The sequence below is a fragment of the Oceaniovalibus sp. ACAM 378 genome (assembly GCF_008085915.1).
In the GTDB taxonomy this organism is placed as follows: Bacteria; Pseudomonadota; Alphaproteobacteria; order Rhodobacterales; family Rhodobacteraceae; genus Oceaniglobus.
On sequence record NZ_VSJK01000008.1, the window covers coordinates 173,970 to 190,006 of the forward strand.

Consider the following 16,037-nt stretch of genomic DNA (forward strand, 5'->3'; position numbering starts at 1 on the left):
AAACCAGTTAAGAAGGTGTGCGAATCACTGATTCGCGTTACATGATTCGCAAAACGAATCGCTTTCGCCGGGGAAGGGGACAGCCGTATGGCCGCCAAGGACAACGACGACCGCACAAAACAGGACCAGCCTGAGAACGACGGTCTGGATATGAGCCAGGCCGCGGTCAAAAAGATGATCGCCGATGCGCGCGAGCGTGGATACATCACCTATGATCAGCTGAACCAGGTTTTGCCGCCCGAACAAGTGTCTTCGGAACAGATCGAAGATGTTATGTCGATGCTGTCCGAAATGGGCATCAACATTATCGAAGACGACGAGGCCGAAGAGGAAGAAGCCAAAGGCAGCACCGAAGTCGCGACGACTGCGGGCGCGCGGGGTGTTGTCCTTGCAGGGTCAGACACCGAAAAGCTTGACCGGACCGACGATCCGGTGCGCATGTACCTGCGCGAGATGGGGACAGTCGAACTGCTGAGTCGCGAGGGCGAAATTGCCATCGCCAAGCGGATTGAGGCCGGACGCAACACGATGATCGCTGGTCTGTGCGAAAGCCCGCTGACCTTTCAGGCGATCACGATCTGGCGCGACGAATTGCTGAACGAAGACATCCTGCTGCGCGATGTGATCGATCTGGAAACGACCTTCGGCAACACCTTGGGCGAAGAAGAAGAGGTGGCTGCGGTTCCGGGCGTCAGCGCCGACGCAGGGCAGGGCGCCAAGTCGAATGACGCAAAGCCCGAACTCGACGCCGACGGCAATCCGCTGTCCAAGGCCGAAGATGACGATGACGACGACGATGACGATGATCAGGCGAACATGTCGCTGGCCGCAATGGAAGCGGCGCTGAAACCCCGCGTCCTTGAGATGCTGGATGTCATCGCGAACGATTATGTGACCCTGTCCGAGATGCAGGATCTGCGCATGTCGGCCACCCTGAACGAGGATGGTTCGTTCACGGATGTCGCCGAGTCGGACTATCAGAAATTGCGCAGTGAAATCGTGCTGTTGGTGAACGAACTTCACCTGCACAACAACCGTATCGAAGCATTGATCGATCAGTTGTACGGCATCAATCGTAAGATCATGTCGATCGATTCCAGCATGGTGAAGCTGGCCGATCAGGCGCGCATCAACCGGCGCGAATTCATCGACGCCTATCGCGGCTATGAACTTGATCCGACCTGGATGGAGAAGATGGCCGAAAAGGCCGGGCGCGGCTGGCAGGCGTTCATCGAACGCTCCAGTGACAAGGTAGAAGAGCTGCGCGGCGAGATGGCGCAAGTGGGGCAGTATGTCGGTGTCGACATCACCGAGTTCCGCCGCATCGTGCAGCAGGTCCAGAAGGGCGAAAAAGAGGCACGGCAGGCGAAAAAGGAAATGGTCGAGGCGAACCTGCGTCTGGTCATCTCGATCGCCAAGAAATACACGAACCGCGGCCTGCAATTCCTTGATCTCATTCAGGAAGGCAACATCGGCCTGATGAAGGCGGTGGACAAGTTCGAATATCGTCGCGGATATAAGTTCAGCACCTATGCGACATGGTGGATCCGTCAGGCGATCACCCGATCGATCGCCGATCAGGCGCGCACGATCCGTATTCCGGTCCATATGATCGAAACGATCAATAAGCTGGTCCGTACGGGTCGCCAGATGCTGCACGAAATCGGCCGCGAACCCACGCCCGAGGAACTGGCCGAAAAGCTGCAGATGCCGTTGGAAAAGGTTCGCAAGGTGATGAAAATCGCCAAAGAGCCGATTTCGCTGGAAACCCCCATCGGCGACGAAGAAGACAGCCAGTTGGGCGATTTCATCGAGGACAAGAACGCCGTCTTGCCGTTGGATTCCGCTATTCAGGAAAACCTGAAGGAAACGACGACGCGCGTTCTGGCATCGCTGACGCCGCGCGAAGAGCGGGTATTGCGCATGCGGTTCGGTATCGGGATGAACACCGATCACACGCTTGAGGAAGTGGGCCAACAGTTCAGCGTGACACGCGAACGGATCCGCCAGATCGAGGCCAAAGCGCTCAGAAAGCTGAAGCATCCAAGCCGCAGCCGAAAGTTGCGCAGTTTCCTTGATCAGTAACGCAGGCTGGCATCTGCGAAACCGCGCATTGGAATCGCCGCTTTTGCGGCGGTTCTTCAACCGGGCGCGGGCGGCGGTTGGCCAGAAGCCACCGTTCTTTGAGTTCGAACCCGTGTCCGGGAACCGCCCAAAGTTCGACCGCCTGATGCGCCTGCCGCCTGCGGAACGCACATTTATAGTCGTGTTCACCCCGAGATCGGGCAGTTCGTGGGTGACCCGGTTGGCCGAACAGACCGGCGTGCTCAGCCAACCCGGCGAGTGTTTTCATCCCGGCTTCATGCCAGCGATGACGCGGTTTTTCGAAACCGGCACGTTACAGGAATACGTTGCCATCCTGCGGCGCAAGCGTGCCACCGGGGGGCTTTTCGGGTTCGAGGTGACGATGGGCCATGTTACCGCGACCTTCGGCACCTTCCGTCAGATGATCGCCATGTTTCCCGACGCCACCGTGTTTTCGCTGATCCGCGAGGATGTGGTGGCGCAGGCTGTCTCTCTGCTCAAGATGCAGCAAACACAGGTCGGGCATCGGGGCGACGGAGACGAGGCACGGTTTGCTGATGCCGAAGAGCTGTTCCACTATGATCCCGACGGGATTCGCCTGTGGGTTCAGCGTCTGGTGCGGCTGGAGGCGGCGGCAGAGCGTGCATTTGACGCCCATGGCATCACGCCGCATCGCCTGAGTTATGAGCGGAACGTGGCGCTGGGCGCACAGGGGGTGCTGGACGTGCTGGCGCGGCAAATCGGCGACCTGCCGCCGATCAGCGCCCCGCCGGACCCTCCTGCTCGGCGCACGGGAAGTACGCGCAACGATGAATTCTCGACGCGGTTCCGGCAGGAAAATTCCGATTGGTTGGCCGGTATCGCGGCGCAAAGGGGGGTATGGCTGGACAAGCTGCCACCAGTGGATGGTTGCGAAAAGCCTTGATCGCCCACCCCCTGCGCCCCATATCCCGATTAACTGTTTTTGGAGGTCACCCGATGCCGAAATCCTGCCTTGCGACCGCAGCATTTGTCGCAGCACTTGCGTTTGCGGTTCCGGCCGACGCATTTTTGGCCAAAAACGGCCTGGTGGTCGAACCTTCGGGCACGCAGTTCGACGTTCCTTACCGTGGGCAGAGTGGTGCACGGGCGTTCTGGTGTGCTGCGGCAGACTATGCCGTGCATGCGCTGGGGGCCAAACCAGCCACCCGGATTTGGCGGATGTCCGAACCACCCCGGCGCTCGGGACAGGGCATCACATTCTCTCTGTCCTCTGAGGGTGCCGCGCAATCGACTGGCCTTGCCATTTTTGGCGGCCGGGGCGCAAGCCTCACCGTGGCCCACGCCGATTTGTTGTGCGAGCCACTCTCAATTCTCGACTGACGTGGTGGCTGGCGGATGGCGGAACATTCTGTGCTGACCTGCGCGACCCAAGGCGCGGGGCTGTATGAAATCACTGCGAAGGTCGGCGGGTGGCTTGAGTGCTGCGTCGCGGATACGGGTCTTTTAACGCTTTTCATCCAACACACTTCGGCATCTCTGTTGATACAAGAGAACGCGGACACTGAAGTGCAGACCGATCTTGCCGGGTTCTTCGCCCGTCTTGTCCCGCCGTCGACCGATCCGACAATGAGTTATCTGACCCACATCTATGAGGGTCCCGACGACATGCCGGCGCATATAAAAGCAGCGATTTTACCGGTAAACCTGACGATTCCAGTGATCGACGGAAGGTTGCAACTGGGCCGCTGGCAGGGGATTTTCCTGTTCGAACACCGGGACCGGCCGCACATCCGTTCGATACAGGCGATGCTCACCTGACCGCCAACTGAATCCCGGCTGCAACACCCACATGTTGTGTGTCATCCGGCCCCTGTGCAAATTCTTGCGGTGTGCCTATAAGGATTGCGGATCACAAGGTTGAGGGGCCGACACTGACATGCGATGCCCGTTTTGCGGAAATATCGATACACAGGTCAAGGACTCGCGTCCGGCCGAAGACCACGCCGCCATCCGTCGGCGGCGGTTCTGTCCGGCCTGCGGCGGACGGTTCACCACTTACGAGCGGGTACAGCTGCGCGATCTGGTGGTCATCAAGACCAACGGACGGCGCGAAGAGTTCGACCGTGACAAGCTCGAACGGTCTATCCGCATCGCGCTTCAGAAACGGCCGGTGGAACCTGAGCGTATCGATCAGATGATTTCCGGCATCGTTCGGCGACTGGAGTCGCTTGGTGACACCGACATCCCGTCAAAGGTGATCGGCGAAATCGTGATGGAGAGTCTGGCGCGGATCGACACTGTGGCCTATGTGCGGTTTGCCAGTGTTTACAAGAACTTCCAGGCCGCCGGTGATTTCGACAAGTTCGTAAGCGAACTGCGCCCGATCATTCCTGAAGAGTGATCGCGCGCCGATGACCGATGATGCACGCCACATGGCCCATGCGCTGACCCTCGGGCGGCGCGGGTTGGGGCGCTGTTGGCCGAATCCGGCGGTTGGCTGCATTGTCGTGCGCAACGGGCGCGTGATCGGGCGTGGTCACACTGCGCCCGGCGGGCGGCCCCATGGCGAAACCATCGCGCTGGCACAGGCCGGAGCGATGGCGCGGGGTGCCACGGCCTATGTGACGCTGGAACCCTGTGCCCATCACGGAGCGACGCCGCCCTGCGCACAGGCCCTGATCGATGCCGGTATCGGGCGTTTAGTCTGTGCGATGGTTGATCCCGATCCGCGCGTCGATGGGGGCGGTCTGGCGATGCTGCGCGCGGCAGGGATTGAGGTTGTCACCGGCGTCGGGGCAGGCCAAGCGGCGATTGATCATGCGGGGTTCTTGTCGCGGGTTACGCGCGGACGGCCGGTTGTAACGCTGAAACTTGCGACCAGTTTTGATGGCCGGATCGCGATGGCCAGCGGCGAAAGCCGGTGGATCACTGGGCCGGACGCGCGCCGGGCGGTGCATGCCATGCGGATGAACCATGATGCGGTTTTGATCGGTGCGGGCACGGCGCGGACGGATGACCCGATGCTGGACGTGCGCGGTTTCGGCGATGTTCGCCAACCCGTGCGTGTGGTCGTCTCGGGCGCACTGGATCTTCCCCATGACGGTCGGCTGGCCCGGTCAGCGCGCGAGGTTCCCTTGTGGTTGGTGCATGGGCCCGGGGCCGATGTGGACCGTTGGTCCAGGCTGGGTGCACGGATGATCTGTGTGGCGCAACCTCATGATCCGGCTGAGGTATTATCGGCACTGGGGGCGGCAGGATTGACCCGGATTTTTTGCGAGGGGGGCGGCGAACTGGCCGCGTCAATGATCTGCGCGGGCGTTGTTGACCGTCTGGTGGGATTCAATGCCGGGCTGGTGCTGGGCGCTGGGGGGCGGCCCGCTCTGGCGGAGTTGGGGATCGACACACTGGCCGATGCGCCGCGGTTCCGGCTCGACTCGGTGCGACAGATCGGCGGCGACGTGATGCACATCTGGTCAGCGCCACAACGCAGCACGGCTGGCGAACACCCCCTGTAGTTTGGCCAAAAGCCGGTTTCCCGGCCCGGGTCGCGGCAGGGGGCCATGGGTCAGACGGTCGATCACCACTTCGACCGGGCAGGGGGCGTTGGTGACCGGATCATGATATCGGGGATAACCGATCAGAACCGCATGGGCCAATTGAGCCAGGGTCGGGCGGGCACTGCGCCGCTCCGGTGTCGGCGCAAGTTCATCCGTCAGGCCCCAGCCGGCATAGAAGGGCACGCCGAGGCAAGTTACGGATTTGCCACGTAAAAGCGCCTCGAAGCCTAAAAGAGATGTCATCGTCCAGATGTGATCGCAGGCGTCGATCAGACGGGTGGGGTCGGTATCCCGGGCGATATGGTCGGCATATTTGTGCGCCTCGACTTCGGCAACATTGCCCATGCGCAAGCCCTTTTCCACGTCCGGGTGAGGCTTGTAAACGATGATCGCGTCTGGATGCGCCTGTCGGGCACGACGTAACAAATCGAGATTGGTCCGACAGTCCGAACAGCCGCTTCGGATCGAGGCGTCGTCTTCCACCTGACCGGGCACCAGAATTCGCAGCCCTTTGCCAAGATCGGGATAGGTATCACGGCCAATGTTGTATTTAGATAAGTTCTGTCGCGTTATCGCAGCAATTATCGACTCGGATTGTTGAATTTCTGAAGGTGTCAATCCGACACTCAGTCCGATCAAACGTTCCAGCCGCGAGGGTCGGGTGGGATCGTAATAGATGCCGAGATCGTCGGTGACCAGTGACAGGGGCGGAATCAAATCGGCCCCCAGCCCGCGTGATCGCAAGAATCCATCTTCGACGCGAAAGATCCGCGCGGCGCTGTGAGCGTGCGTTTCCTTGCCTGCCCAAATCAACAGAGAGCGACCTGTTGCCGTCGCCTTTGCACTTGCTCGGGTTGGATCATTTTCGAAGATCAGCGGTTTGGACTGTCCGAATACTTTTTGCAGTGGTCCGCGTTTCCACAGCCGCATGCCGCTGGCCACATGGCCGCGATGATCGTCGCGCCAGGCCCGCACCTGCGATTCGAGAATCGAAAGGGCATCTTCCAAGCTGCACAGCCGGTCGCGGAACGGATCGTACCACTTGGGATAGAGGATCATGGCGGCGGCAAACAGTTGCGCGCGGGTCAGGCGGCGTTCGCGCCGGGGTACCGGGTTTTCATCGTCGGAGAGGCCCCACCCGCCATAGAAAGGCTGTCCGAACACCCGGGGACGGTGGCCCGCACAGATCGCCTCAAACCCGATTTGCGAGGTCACGGTATAGACAGCGATGGCGCCTTCCAGCAGCGCCTGAGGCGATACGGGATCGGTGAACAGATGTGTTCTGCCATCCTGCACTGACTCGTCATAATGTCCGGTTTTGTATCCTGATTGCGTCTCGGGGTGGGTTTTTATCAGGATTTTCTTTCCGGGATGTTCGATTTGTGCAAAGGCCAGCATCTCCGCGAACATCGATTCCGATCCGTTTCCGAGCCGGATTGATGCATCGCCACGCGTTTGATCGATGACCAGTACATAGCCGGGATCGGGTATCGGCGCGGCCGGATCGAAGGCGTTGTATTTCGACAGATGGTTCCGGCGGATTCGCACCATGGCGTCACGGGCGCGGTTCAGCAGCGCCGTATCGTCCAGAGGATGTTTGGCCAGCAATAACTCAAGATCGGAGGGGTGCGATGAATCGAAATGCACGCCCCGGGTATCGAGATGCAGGCCCAGCGGCGGACTGCCCGAACGACCGGGGTGAACCGAGCGCAGGAAGGCATCCTCGACGCGCAACAGCCCCGCGCCGCTGTGCCGGGACATCGCTTCGCCCCGGTGGGCAGTGGGGCTGTGGCCCCAGACCCCGATCAGATCGTCGGCACCGGGCTTGCCCAGCCGCAGGGCATAGCCCGAGAGCGTCAGGATGCGGCGGATCCGTCGGCTCAGAAAACCACCATTGTAAATAAAAAGCCGCCGGGAGGTCGGCCCCCCGGCGGCAATATCCTCAATCAGTGGATCGGGTGTCACTCGGAGATGCTGCTGAGGCCGTCGACGGTGGTCACGGCTCCGGTGAGTGCGTTCAAGGCCTTGGTCCACTGCACATAAGGAGCTTCGGTGACATAAACGGTGTCTTGATCGCGGATGACGAAATCGCGCGCCTCGAACATGCCGTTTGGTGCCGTCAGATCGAGCAGATAGATCATTCGCTGCGTGCCCTTCAGATCGGAACGCCCCAGCACCTGATTGGCGATTTCTTCGGGTTCGTTGCGGAATACGAACACCCCTGTCGGATCGGCAAGCGAGGTCGACAGGCCACCGACCTGGGCTATCGCCTCGATTGCGCTGATGGTGCGGGATTCGAATTCGATCCGGTTTTGCGTGCCCGTGGCACCCAAGGCAGTGAACGAGCGGCGGTCCTGTTCGACAAGGATCCGGTCACCGCCGCGCAGTGCGATATCAAGCTGCGGGAACTCATAGAGATCCTGAAACCAGACTTTGCCTTTTTGCCCGCCACGAATCACCGTGACCTGAGCGATCTCAGTCGGAATTGCGATGCCGCCCGCCCGTGCCAGCATGGCCGAGAGGGTTCGGGTGGGACGCTCGATTGCATAGACGCCCTGTGCACCGACGCCACCGGTGACCGAAACTGTGGTTCCGTCCCCGGCCAGACGACGCACCTGCACCTGAGGGTCGGGGGTCTGGCTGTCCAGCTTTTCGGTGATGATCCGGCGGATCGCCTCGGGCGAATTGCCGGCGGCCTTGATCCGGCCTGCATAGGGCACAAAGATGTAACCCGATCCGTCGACTTGCACTTCCTCAAGCACGGTGGACGACAGGCCTTCGTTGGTCAGCAACCCGTCATCGACGTTTTCATAGATCGTCAGGCCCAGCGTATCGCCGGGCGAAATGGTGTCTGATCCAACGATTCCGGCATTCCGGAACCCCGAGGTAAAGCCCAGAGCGGGCACGACGGCGATGGCACGCGTGACACGCGAATTGACGCCGACGATGAAGGCGTCGCCCGACCGTTGCACCGATCCTTCGAAGATTTCACGCTTGCTCGGCCCCGAACGGGGCAAGCCGCAGCTGGCGACCGTTGCGGCAAGCGCGATCAGGGCAATGGACTTTGCCCAGCGCGATCCCTTGATTTTCACTGCTCGGTCTCCTCGACCTTATTGTTCTGCCTCAGGTATTTTTTTTATCAAGCTACGGGACGGAGTGTTAAAATGCTACTCCCGAAGTATTTTGCGTTACTTCACCAATCGCAACTGTTGCCTTGGAGCCGCTGTTCCGTGGGTCAGCGCATCATAGGGATCGTCAGGCACCAGCATCATGTCGACCACCTGTCGCATCAGGCGTCTGCGCCCTGACGTTGAATAGAAACCGCCGGCGACCTGACTGGTTTCCAACAGAAAATGACGATAATCGCGATAGGCGCGGCTGTCAGGTCGGGTTGCCTGAGTGAAGAAATCGGCGATCGGCTGTGTGCTGACAAATTCCGGCTTGGCATAGACCGCATCGCCAAAAACCTTGAGCGGAAGTCCGCGCCACAACACCTGCTGGGCGGCGGTGGAATTGACGGTCACGGCGCTGCGCGCATGGTCGAGCAGTTGGGCGAGCTTGCCACCCCGTACATAATGCACCCGGTTTTCGACGCCATTGGCACGGGCCAGCCGCCTGACATCGTGCCTTTGCGGCACGCGCCCGTCTTCAAGCGGATGCGCCTTGAACACCAGATGATGATGGGTCGGTGCGCCGTGCGCAAAACCCTCGATCACCAGCTTCAGAAATTCCGCGGTCGAGGTGAACGGCGAATGTTTCTGAAAATTGCTGTCATGTTCAAGTTGCAGCAACGCCAGATGATAGGGAAAGCCGCCGTTCCTGATCTTCATCGTTGCCAGAACCCGGTCGGCCCACAGCATCGGCATCAACAGCAGTCGTTTCAGGTAAAGCCGGAATTCCTGTGTAACCGTCTGTGCCCGGTGCGGGCGGAAACCGGAATACCGACGGTTCGCGAGCATGACAAAGGCATGGTACAATGCGCCGTAAAAGATGTGGTGGCGCATGTCGCCCCAATGCGCCGGCGCTTCGGGCATTTCAAGTTCGGCACTGGCCAGCGCCGCCTGCATATCGGCGATGGACATATCCATCAGCCGCGAATTTCCGTTCGATCCACCCCGTTCATAGGTCACCCAATAGGGGCGCAGATAGCCTTCTTCGAACACATGCACGGCCAGACCCCGGGCGCGGGCATGGGACACGGCCTGTGCATGAATGGGCCGCGTATCGCCATAAATCACGATGTCGGTGACGCCATGTTCTGCGACCAGCGCGGCAAAACAATCGGGCCAGGTGTCGGGGCTTTCGGTAAAGGCGTGATATGTCGCAGGATCATGCCAGAAGAACTGATCGCCACGGTTGAACCCGACGCGCCGGGTTTGCGCTCCGGCCGCACGCAGCATGCGCGACAGGCGGGAAAAGACCGGTCCATGCGGGCCTTGCAGGAACAGAAAACGGCGCTGGGTCGGGTGTCGGTTCATCGTCGGTCTTCCGTTCAGGCTTCCGTTCAGGCGATTGTTCACGCATCCGGCAACACGACCCGGCAGATCAGGAATTACCCACAAATTGGACAATGGAATGTCAACGCAGGGGCGTTTGCGCGGAAATGCCAACGCAGAGGTCTTTGCGCAGAAGTCTCAGCGCTGTGACGTTTCAATGCCGCCGGCATCGTCTTGCCTTGCGGCGACCAGCGGAATACCTGTCGCGCAGAGGTACAGGGCGCGCAAGGGGGAACAACATGTTCACAGGCATCATCACCGATATCGGCGAAGTTCTGAAGGTTGAGCAGCAGGGCGATCTGCGGGCACGCATCGCCACGCAATACGACATCGGCGGCATCGACATCGGCGCGTCCATTGCCTGTGACGGGGTATGCCTGACGGTTGTGGCGCTGGGGGATGATCCGCAGCCCTGGTTCGACGTCCAGATCTCGGCGGAAACTGTCGGTGCGACGAACATCGGGCGCAACGGCTGGCCGGTGGGCAAACGGCTGAACCTTGAACGCGCGCTGCGGGTCGGTGACGAATTGGGCGGGCATATCGTTTCCGGGCATGTCGATGGTGTGGCCGAAATCACTGCCATGCATGACGAAGGCGACAGCACTCGCGTCACTCTGGTGGCACCCGACCATCTGGCACGGTTCATCGCGCCCAAGGGGTCGGTGGCGCTGAACGGCGCCTCGCTGACGGTGAACGAGGTTGACGGCGCGTCCTTTGGCATCAACTTTATCCCGCATACGAAATTGGCGACAACATGGGGCGCGGCGGCGGTTGGTGATCCGGTGAACATCGAAATCGACACGATGGCGCGGTATGTCGCGCGCTTGCAAGAGTTCGGCTGAGTCCGCGCACCCGTACCAAGCACGCCCTGCGAAGGGTTCCTGGTGGCGATAACGGCATGCGACCCGGGGTCAGCGCCCGTTTGACGGCTGGTCATCCCCGCCTGCCTGCGCTATCTGCCGCGCAAACGCGGAGTGCTCAAATGAACGACCTCAAAAGCCATTACCATGACGCCGTATCGTCGATCGAAGAAATTCTCGACGATGCCCGGAATGGCCGAATGTTCATCCTTGTCGATCACGAAGACCGCGAGAACGAGGGTGATCTGGTGATTCCGGCTGAAATGGCCAACGCCGAGGCGGTGAATTTCATGGCCACCCACGGGCGCGGCCTGATCTGCCTGACGCTGCCGGGCACAAGGATCGATGCGCTTGGGCTGCCCCTGATGTCGTCTCACAACTCGTCCCGCCACGAAACCGCGTTCACAATTTCAATCGAGGCGCGCGAAGGCGTGACCACGGGTATTTCCGCCCATGACCGCGCGCTTACCATTGCCACCGCCATCGATGACACGTCGACCAGCGCCGACATTGCCACCCCGGGCCACATCTTTCCCCTGCGTGCCCGCGAAGGTGGCGTGTTGGTGCGTGCCGGCCATACCGAAGCGGCGACCGATATCGCCCGCCTTGCCGGGCTGAAGCCCGCCGGTGTGATCTGCGAGATCATGAACGACGACGGCACCATGGCGCGGCTGCCCGATCTGGTGGCCTTCGCCCAGCGTCACGGGCTGAAGATTGGCACGATTTCCGATCTGATCGCCTATCGCCGCCGCAACGACAACCTTGTGCGTGCGGTCACCGAACAGACGGTCACCTCCGAGTTCGGCGGCGACTGGACCATGCGGATCTACACCGACGAAACCCAAGGCGCGGAACATATCGCGTTGATCAAGGGTGATCTGTCGGGTGACGAGCCGGTTCTGGTACGCATGCACGCGCTCGATCCGCTGCTGGATGTGATCGGGCTGGGCGGTGTCGGGCGGTCGCGCGAATTCGGCGATGCGATGGAGGCAATCGCCGCCGAGGGGCGCGGTGCGCTGGTGCTGCTGCGCGATCTGCACATGAAACTGTCGGCGGAAAGCGAAGTGTCACCCCAGACCCTGCGGCAATACGGGCTGGGTGCACAGATCCTGTCGTCGCTTGGACTTTCGAAACTGATACTGCTGACCAATTCGCCCCAGCCGCGGGTGGTCGGGCTTGAGGCCTATGGCCTTGAAATCATGGGCACCCGCAAAATCTCGGAGATCGGATGATGGCCGGACAATCGCACTATACCCCACCTATGCCCCAATTTGACACGCCAGTGAAATTGCTGATCGTCGTTGCGCCTTATTACAAGGACATCGCCGATGATCTGGTCGCGGGTGCCAAGGCGGTGGCTGAAAGCGCCGGTGCGGCATGGGATCTGATCGAGGTGCCCGGCGCGCTGGAAATTCCCACCGCGATCCGCATTGCGCAACGCACCAGCAATTTTGACGGGTTTGTCGCGCTGGGCTGTGTGATCCGTGGCGAAACGACCCACTATGATACGGTATGTAACGACTCTTCGCGCGCGCTGACCCTGCTTGGGCTGGACGGCTGCTGTGTCGGCAACGGTATCCTGACGGTCGAAAACCACGGACAGGCGGTGGTGCGCGCCGGTGAACAGGACAAAGGGGGCGGGGCTGCGGCAGCGGCCCTGCATCTGGTGGCCCTGTCGCGCAAATGGTCCCGCACACCCAAAGGCATCGGGTTTCAACCCGGCAGTTACCGGGTTGCAGGCGAGGGGCCGGTGACCGCATGACACCCCCGACAAAAAGACAGATGAAATCGGCCTCCCGGCTTTATGCGGTACAGGCATTGTTCCAGATGGAACATTCATCCGAGACTGCCGACAAGGTGCGCGCCGAGTTCGAAAACCACCGTTTCGGTGCGATCTATGACGAAGACGAGATGATGGAAGGCGATGTCGACCATTTTCGCGCCTTGCTGGACGGAGCGGTGAACAATCAGGCAAAGATCGACCAGATGACGGACCGTGCGCTTGTGGCCAAATGGCCCATCGCGCGGATCGATCCCACCCTGCGCGCGCTGTTTCGTGCGGCAGGGGCCGAATTCGTGGCCGCAGATACGCCGCCCAAGGTGGTGATCAACGAATACGTCGACGTGGCCAAGGCGTTCTTTCCCGACGGGCGCGAACCCAAATTCGTCAACGGTGTTCTTGACCACATGGCCCGCGAGGCAAATCCAGGCGCTTTCACCTGAGTGCCGGTCAGACCGGATCGGACGTGGTGATCCGGTAGCGTGCCAATTCGTCGGGTAAAAGAATATATATCTCTTCGGGCGGGGTCAGCAGCGCGTGGCGCATGACCATCGGGTCGATGCCCATCTCATCGAGGTATCCCATCACCGCGCCTTGACCGCGCTGGATATCCTTGACCGCCAAAAAGGCGGGCAGCACCGTATTTTCGCCGAAATAATGCTGATGAACGCCCACCCAGGCATCCTCGGGCACGTCGCGGACCATCCCGGCGGCGAGGATATAGGGGCAGGCCGACAGGCAGACATCGCCAGACGTCAGTTCGGTGTTCATACCTGACGCGCGAACCGCGCGCCCGATGTCCAGTGCATCCATCACCGATCCTCCGGGGCTGTTCAGCAGCAGCGCGTCAAACGGGCGATCCTCGGCGGTAATATAATCGGTGAACCGTTTACCATCGCCCGGTGCAATGGTGCCGATCAGCCGCAACGCGCGCGTGTCTCCCCGCTCGACCGGTTCAAAGGTCAGCCGATCAGGCATGTTGGCAGGAGAGGGGAACGGACGGTCGGCCGGGCCTGTTGGCAGGTCGGATGGCCGATATCGCCGGGTCTGGTCGCCCGGTCGCACCGGGGTGTCGAGCCGTGGCGCCTTGGGGCTAAAGGAAAACCCGCGCCATCCGTCGGCCATGTCGGTGCCGAACATCAGCAGCGCCATGGCCAGTTGCAGGCCCAATATGCCCTTGATCAACCCCGAGGACGATACCCCGAACCTCACTCTGCCGCCTCGCTTACGGGGTGGGGTCTGGGCGGTTGGTCACGGGCAGTGGGGGTGTCACGGGCCAGCGCCTGTTCCACGTCCCGCACAGCCGCCAGAGCGGCGCGCAGTTCGGCCAGAGTCATCGTCTGTTCCATCCCGACGTTGTCTCGCCCGGATCGAATCGCCGCCTGGGTGATCATCAGGATAAACACCAGCACGGCGGGCAGCAGATCAATCGCGATGGCCCCGGCCCATGAGGGAATGAAATTCCCGGCATAGCGGATCACCGCGTCGGCGGTCGAAATCGGCGTATAGGTGGTTTCGGGTGCCGGTTGCATCGCAATCACCGCCTCGGCGGCGGCGCGCAGGGTATCGGCGCGCTGGCCCAGCAGGGTCAGCACCGAATCGATGGTCGCCTGCTGCCCGGCGCGGGTGTCGGGGGTTGATCCGTCAAGGCGCGGCAGGACAACCGAGGCCGACAGATCCTGTGCTGCCCGCGCCACCAGCGGTGCGACCGAAAGTTGGCGGAGCCGTGTGATGATGCCCGCCAGACGCACGGCCTCTTCCGAAAATTCGACCGAACGCGCCTCGACCGGGCCGGGTTCCACCGTCAGGGCCCGCATCCGCGACAGAATCTCGTTGCCTTCGGTAAAGGCGCCGGAAACCAGCGCATCCTGCGTGGCGATCTGTGTCTCGAGCCCCGCCAGTTCTTCGGACTTCTGCCGCAGGATACGAAACACCGCGCCGCGCCCTGCGATGCCCGAAAGATCACCGGTGGCCTCTTGCTCGCTGAGATCCTCGAAGCTCTGGCGCACCCGCGCCACGTCACGCTCAAGCCCCTGAGCCGATACGGCGATCGTGTTCGCCCGCTCCAACGCGCCCTGATACTCTTGCACCGTGCGCGCCAGATGCTGCTCGACCGCCGCCGCCCCGGCCAGTGCCGCCGCGTTCAGCCAGGATGACATGGCAATGATCGCCAGCGACCCTAGAACCATCGAGCCAAGCAGCCCCAACCGGGACCCTGCGGAGCGCACAGCGGGCAAAAGCCGCATCAGATAGGACCAGAAGACGAAAATCCCCACAGACACCGCGATCGAATAGGCCAGCGCGGCAAATACCGACAGCGCGCCGTCATCATCCAGCAGCGATGAAACCCCAAGATAGGTGTAAATCCCCGAGGCAACGGCAAGCACGCCCAGTGCCGCGCCGGAAAACGTATCGAGCCATTGCAGGTGCCCCTCAAGCTCGCGCGCGTATCGTACACCCTGCGCCTCTGCGCGGCTCAGGTTTGTGTCGTCGTCCATTGCGGCCCCCATTGTCCCACTTGGGTCATATGGGGCCGCTTGGGCATTGTCGCAAAGAAAAAAGGTGCGGCGGAACCGGAGCAACCGTCAGAGTGTGAAATCCCGAGAACCTGTATGTACAGGTGGGCGCCAGGTAAACGGACCAGGATCCGCACAGAGCCAGCTCCCTCGGAAGAGATTAAGGCCACTGGATTTTAACCCCGGCACGGGAAGACCAGAAACCGCCGCACAGCAGAGATAAGCGAGCGGTGGCCCGGGAACAAGAGGGTAGGGCAAACCAGACTGGCGCAGTTGCGACCATGGGGTCATATTTCTGTATATGTCGGACAAAACCGGAGACCAACCCATGAGCGACAGCAATCTTCAGGCCGGGCGGGCGCGGCTGGTGCGGCTCTTGCATCTTCGGCGGCTGTCTTGGGATCCAGACATCGGAAAATTCCGCAGTAACGAAGGCACGACCGCCGACGCCATCGAAAAATGCTTTAACGATCCGCTGGAGCGTGTCGAGGGCGGTGGCGATTGGCGCGGCACCCGGACCGGGCGTATCTATGACGATTGCAGCCCGCCGCCGACTCAGTTCTTCGACGTCCAATTCGACAAATGGCGGGCGAGCCTGATTTCCCACGCTACGGCCAAGGTGGGGGTGAATATCGTCACGGTCGATCTGCGCTTTCGCAACCTGAACCCGGAGCAGATTGATCGGATTGCCGCCGCTGCTGCCGCATTGCCTCGCGATGCACGCAAAAAGGTGTGGCTGTTGCTGAACGACGAAGGTTAGC

At 61.1% G+C, this 16,037-nt stretch carries 16 protein-coding genes; 11 read left to right on the forward strand and 5 right to left on the reverse strand.

Annotated features, from left to right (window positions below; translation table 11 throughout):
- Positions 1-87 precede the first annotated feature (87 nt).
- The 6 genes from rpoD (at position 88) to ribD (ending at position 5,582) form a co-directional block, all read left to right on the forward strand.
- Positions 88-2,085 carry an RNA polymerase sigma factor RpoD gene (rpoD, locus tag FQ320_RS12675; protein WP_148472776.1) on the forward strand — a complete coding sequence of 666 codons (1,998 nt, stop codon included), beginning with the start codon at positions 88-90 and terminating at the stop codon, positions 2,083-2,085.
- Entirely contained in the window at positions 2,075-3,010 is a 936-nt protein-coding gene (locus tag FQ320_RS12680) for a Stf0 family sulfotransferase (protein WP_148472778.1), read from the forward strand. The genes rpoD and FQ320_RS12680 overlap by 11 nt, the downstream gene beginning before the upstream one ends.
- 53 nt (positions 3,011-3,063) lie before the next feature.
- Entirely contained in the window at positions 3,064-3,447 is a 384-nt protein-coding gene (locus FQ320_RS12685) for a hypothetical protein (protein ID WP_148472779.1), read from the forward strand.
- Positions 3,448-3,462: 15 nt separating this feature from the next.
- Complete coding sequence (locus FQ320_RS12690; RefSeq protein ID WP_148472781.1) at positions 3,463-3,885, forward strand: secondary thiamine-phosphate synthase enzyme YjbQ; 423 nt, start codon at positions 3,463-3,465, stop codon at positions 3,883-3,885.
- A 118-nt stretch (positions 3,886-4,003) separates the two neighbouring features.
- Positions 4,004-4,468 (forward strand): transcriptional regulator NrdR, encoded by a 465-nt coding sequence (gene nrdR / locus FQ320_RS12695; RefSeq protein ID WP_148472783.1) that lies wholly within the window; start codon positions 4,004-4,006, stop codon positions 4,466-4,468.
- A gap of 10 nt (positions 4,469-4,478) precedes the next feature.
- Positions 4,479-5,582: a bifunctional diaminohydroxyphosphoribosylaminopyrimidine deaminase/5-amino-6-(5-phosphoribosylamino)uracil reductase RibD gene (gene ribD / locus FQ320_RS12700; protein WP_148472785.1), complete on the forward strand. Its 1,104-nt coding sequence runs from the start codon at positions 4,479-4,481 to the stop codon at positions 5,580-5,582.
- Here the strand turns inward: ribD and FQ320_RS12705 are convergent.
- From FQ320_RS12705 to FQ320_RS12715, 3 genes are all read right to left on the reverse strand, one after another.
- A complete protein-coding gene (locus tag FQ320_RS12705; RefSeq protein WP_255509486.1) occupies positions 5,541-7,589 on the reverse strand; it encodes a capsular polysaccharide biosynthesis protein in 2,049 nt (682 codons plus the stop codon). The genes ribD and FQ320_RS12705 overlap by 42 nt on opposite strands.
- Positions 7,586-8,716, reverse strand: a complete 1,131-nt coding sequence (locus FQ320_RS12710; RefSeq protein ID WP_255509487.1) for a polysaccharide biosynthesis/export family protein — start codon at positions 8,714-8,716, stop codon at positions 7,586-7,588. Before FQ320_RS12710 ends, FQ320_RS12705 begins: the two co-directional genes overlap by 4 nt.
- A gap of 96 nt (positions 8,717-8,812) precedes the next feature.
- Positions 8,813-10,102 (reverse strand): capsule biosynthesis protein, encoded by a 1,290-nt coding sequence (locus tag FQ320_RS12715; protein ID WP_148472787.1) that lies wholly within the window; start codon positions 10,100-10,102, stop codon positions 8,813-8,815.
- Between the two features lie 257 nt (positions 10,103-10,359).
- Between FQ320_RS12715 and FQ320_RS12720 the strand changes: the two genes are divergently transcribed.
- From FQ320_RS12720 to nusB, 4 genes are all read left to right on the forward strand, one after another.
- Positions 10,360-10,962 (forward strand): riboflavin synthase, encoded by a 603-nt coding sequence (locus FQ320_RS12720; RefSeq protein ID WP_148472789.1) that lies wholly within the window; start codon positions 10,360-10,362, stop codon positions 10,960-10,962.
- Positions 10,963-11,102: 140 nt separating this feature from the next.
- Complete coding sequence (gene ribB / locus FQ320_RS12725; protein WP_148472791.1) at positions 11,103-12,212, forward strand: 3,4-dihydroxy-2-butanone-4-phosphate synthase; 1,110 nt, start codon at positions 11,103-11,105, stop codon at positions 12,210-12,212.
- The gene (locus FQ320_RS12730) at positions 12,209-12,742 is read left to right on the forward strand and encodes a 6,7-dimethyl-8-ribityllumazine synthase (RefSeq protein ID WP_148472793.1); all 534 of its coding nucleotides are present in this window, start codon (positions 12,209-12,211) and stop codon (positions 12,740-12,742) included. Before ribB ends, FQ320_RS12730 begins: the two co-directional genes overlap by 4 nt.
- Positions 12,739-13,203, forward strand: a complete 465-nt coding sequence (nusB, locus tag FQ320_RS12735; RefSeq protein WP_148472795.1) for a transcription antitermination factor NusB — start codon at positions 12,739-12,741, stop codon at positions 13,201-13,203. Before FQ320_RS12730 ends, nusB begins: the two co-directional genes overlap by 4 nt.
- A gap of 7 nt (positions 13,204-13,210) precedes the next feature.
- On the opposite strand, the gene FQ320_RS12740 is transcribed toward nusB, so the two are convergent.
- Together FQ320_RS12740 and FQ320_RS12745 are read right to left on the reverse strand one after the other, a co-directional pair.
- Positions 13,211-13,972, reverse strand: coding sequence for a hypothetical protein (locus tag FQ320_RS12740; protein WP_148472797.1), 762 nt, complete (start codon positions 13,970-13,972; stop codon positions 13,211-13,213).
- Positions 13,969-15,258 (reverse strand): hypothetical protein, encoded by a 1,290-nt coding sequence (locus tag FQ320_RS12745; protein WP_148472799.1) that lies wholly within the window; start codon positions 15,256-15,258, stop codon positions 13,969-13,971. The genes FQ320_RS12740 and FQ320_RS12745 overlap by 4 nt, the downstream gene beginning before the upstream one ends.
- 346 nt (positions 15,259-15,604) lie before the next feature.
- Between FQ320_RS12745 and FQ320_RS12750 the strand changes: the two genes are divergently transcribed.
- A complete protein-coding gene (locus tag FQ320_RS12750) occupies positions 15,605-16,036 on the forward strand; it encodes a hypothetical protein (RefSeq protein WP_148472801.1) in 432 nt (143 codons plus the stop codon).
- Position 16,037 lies beyond the last annotated feature (1 nt).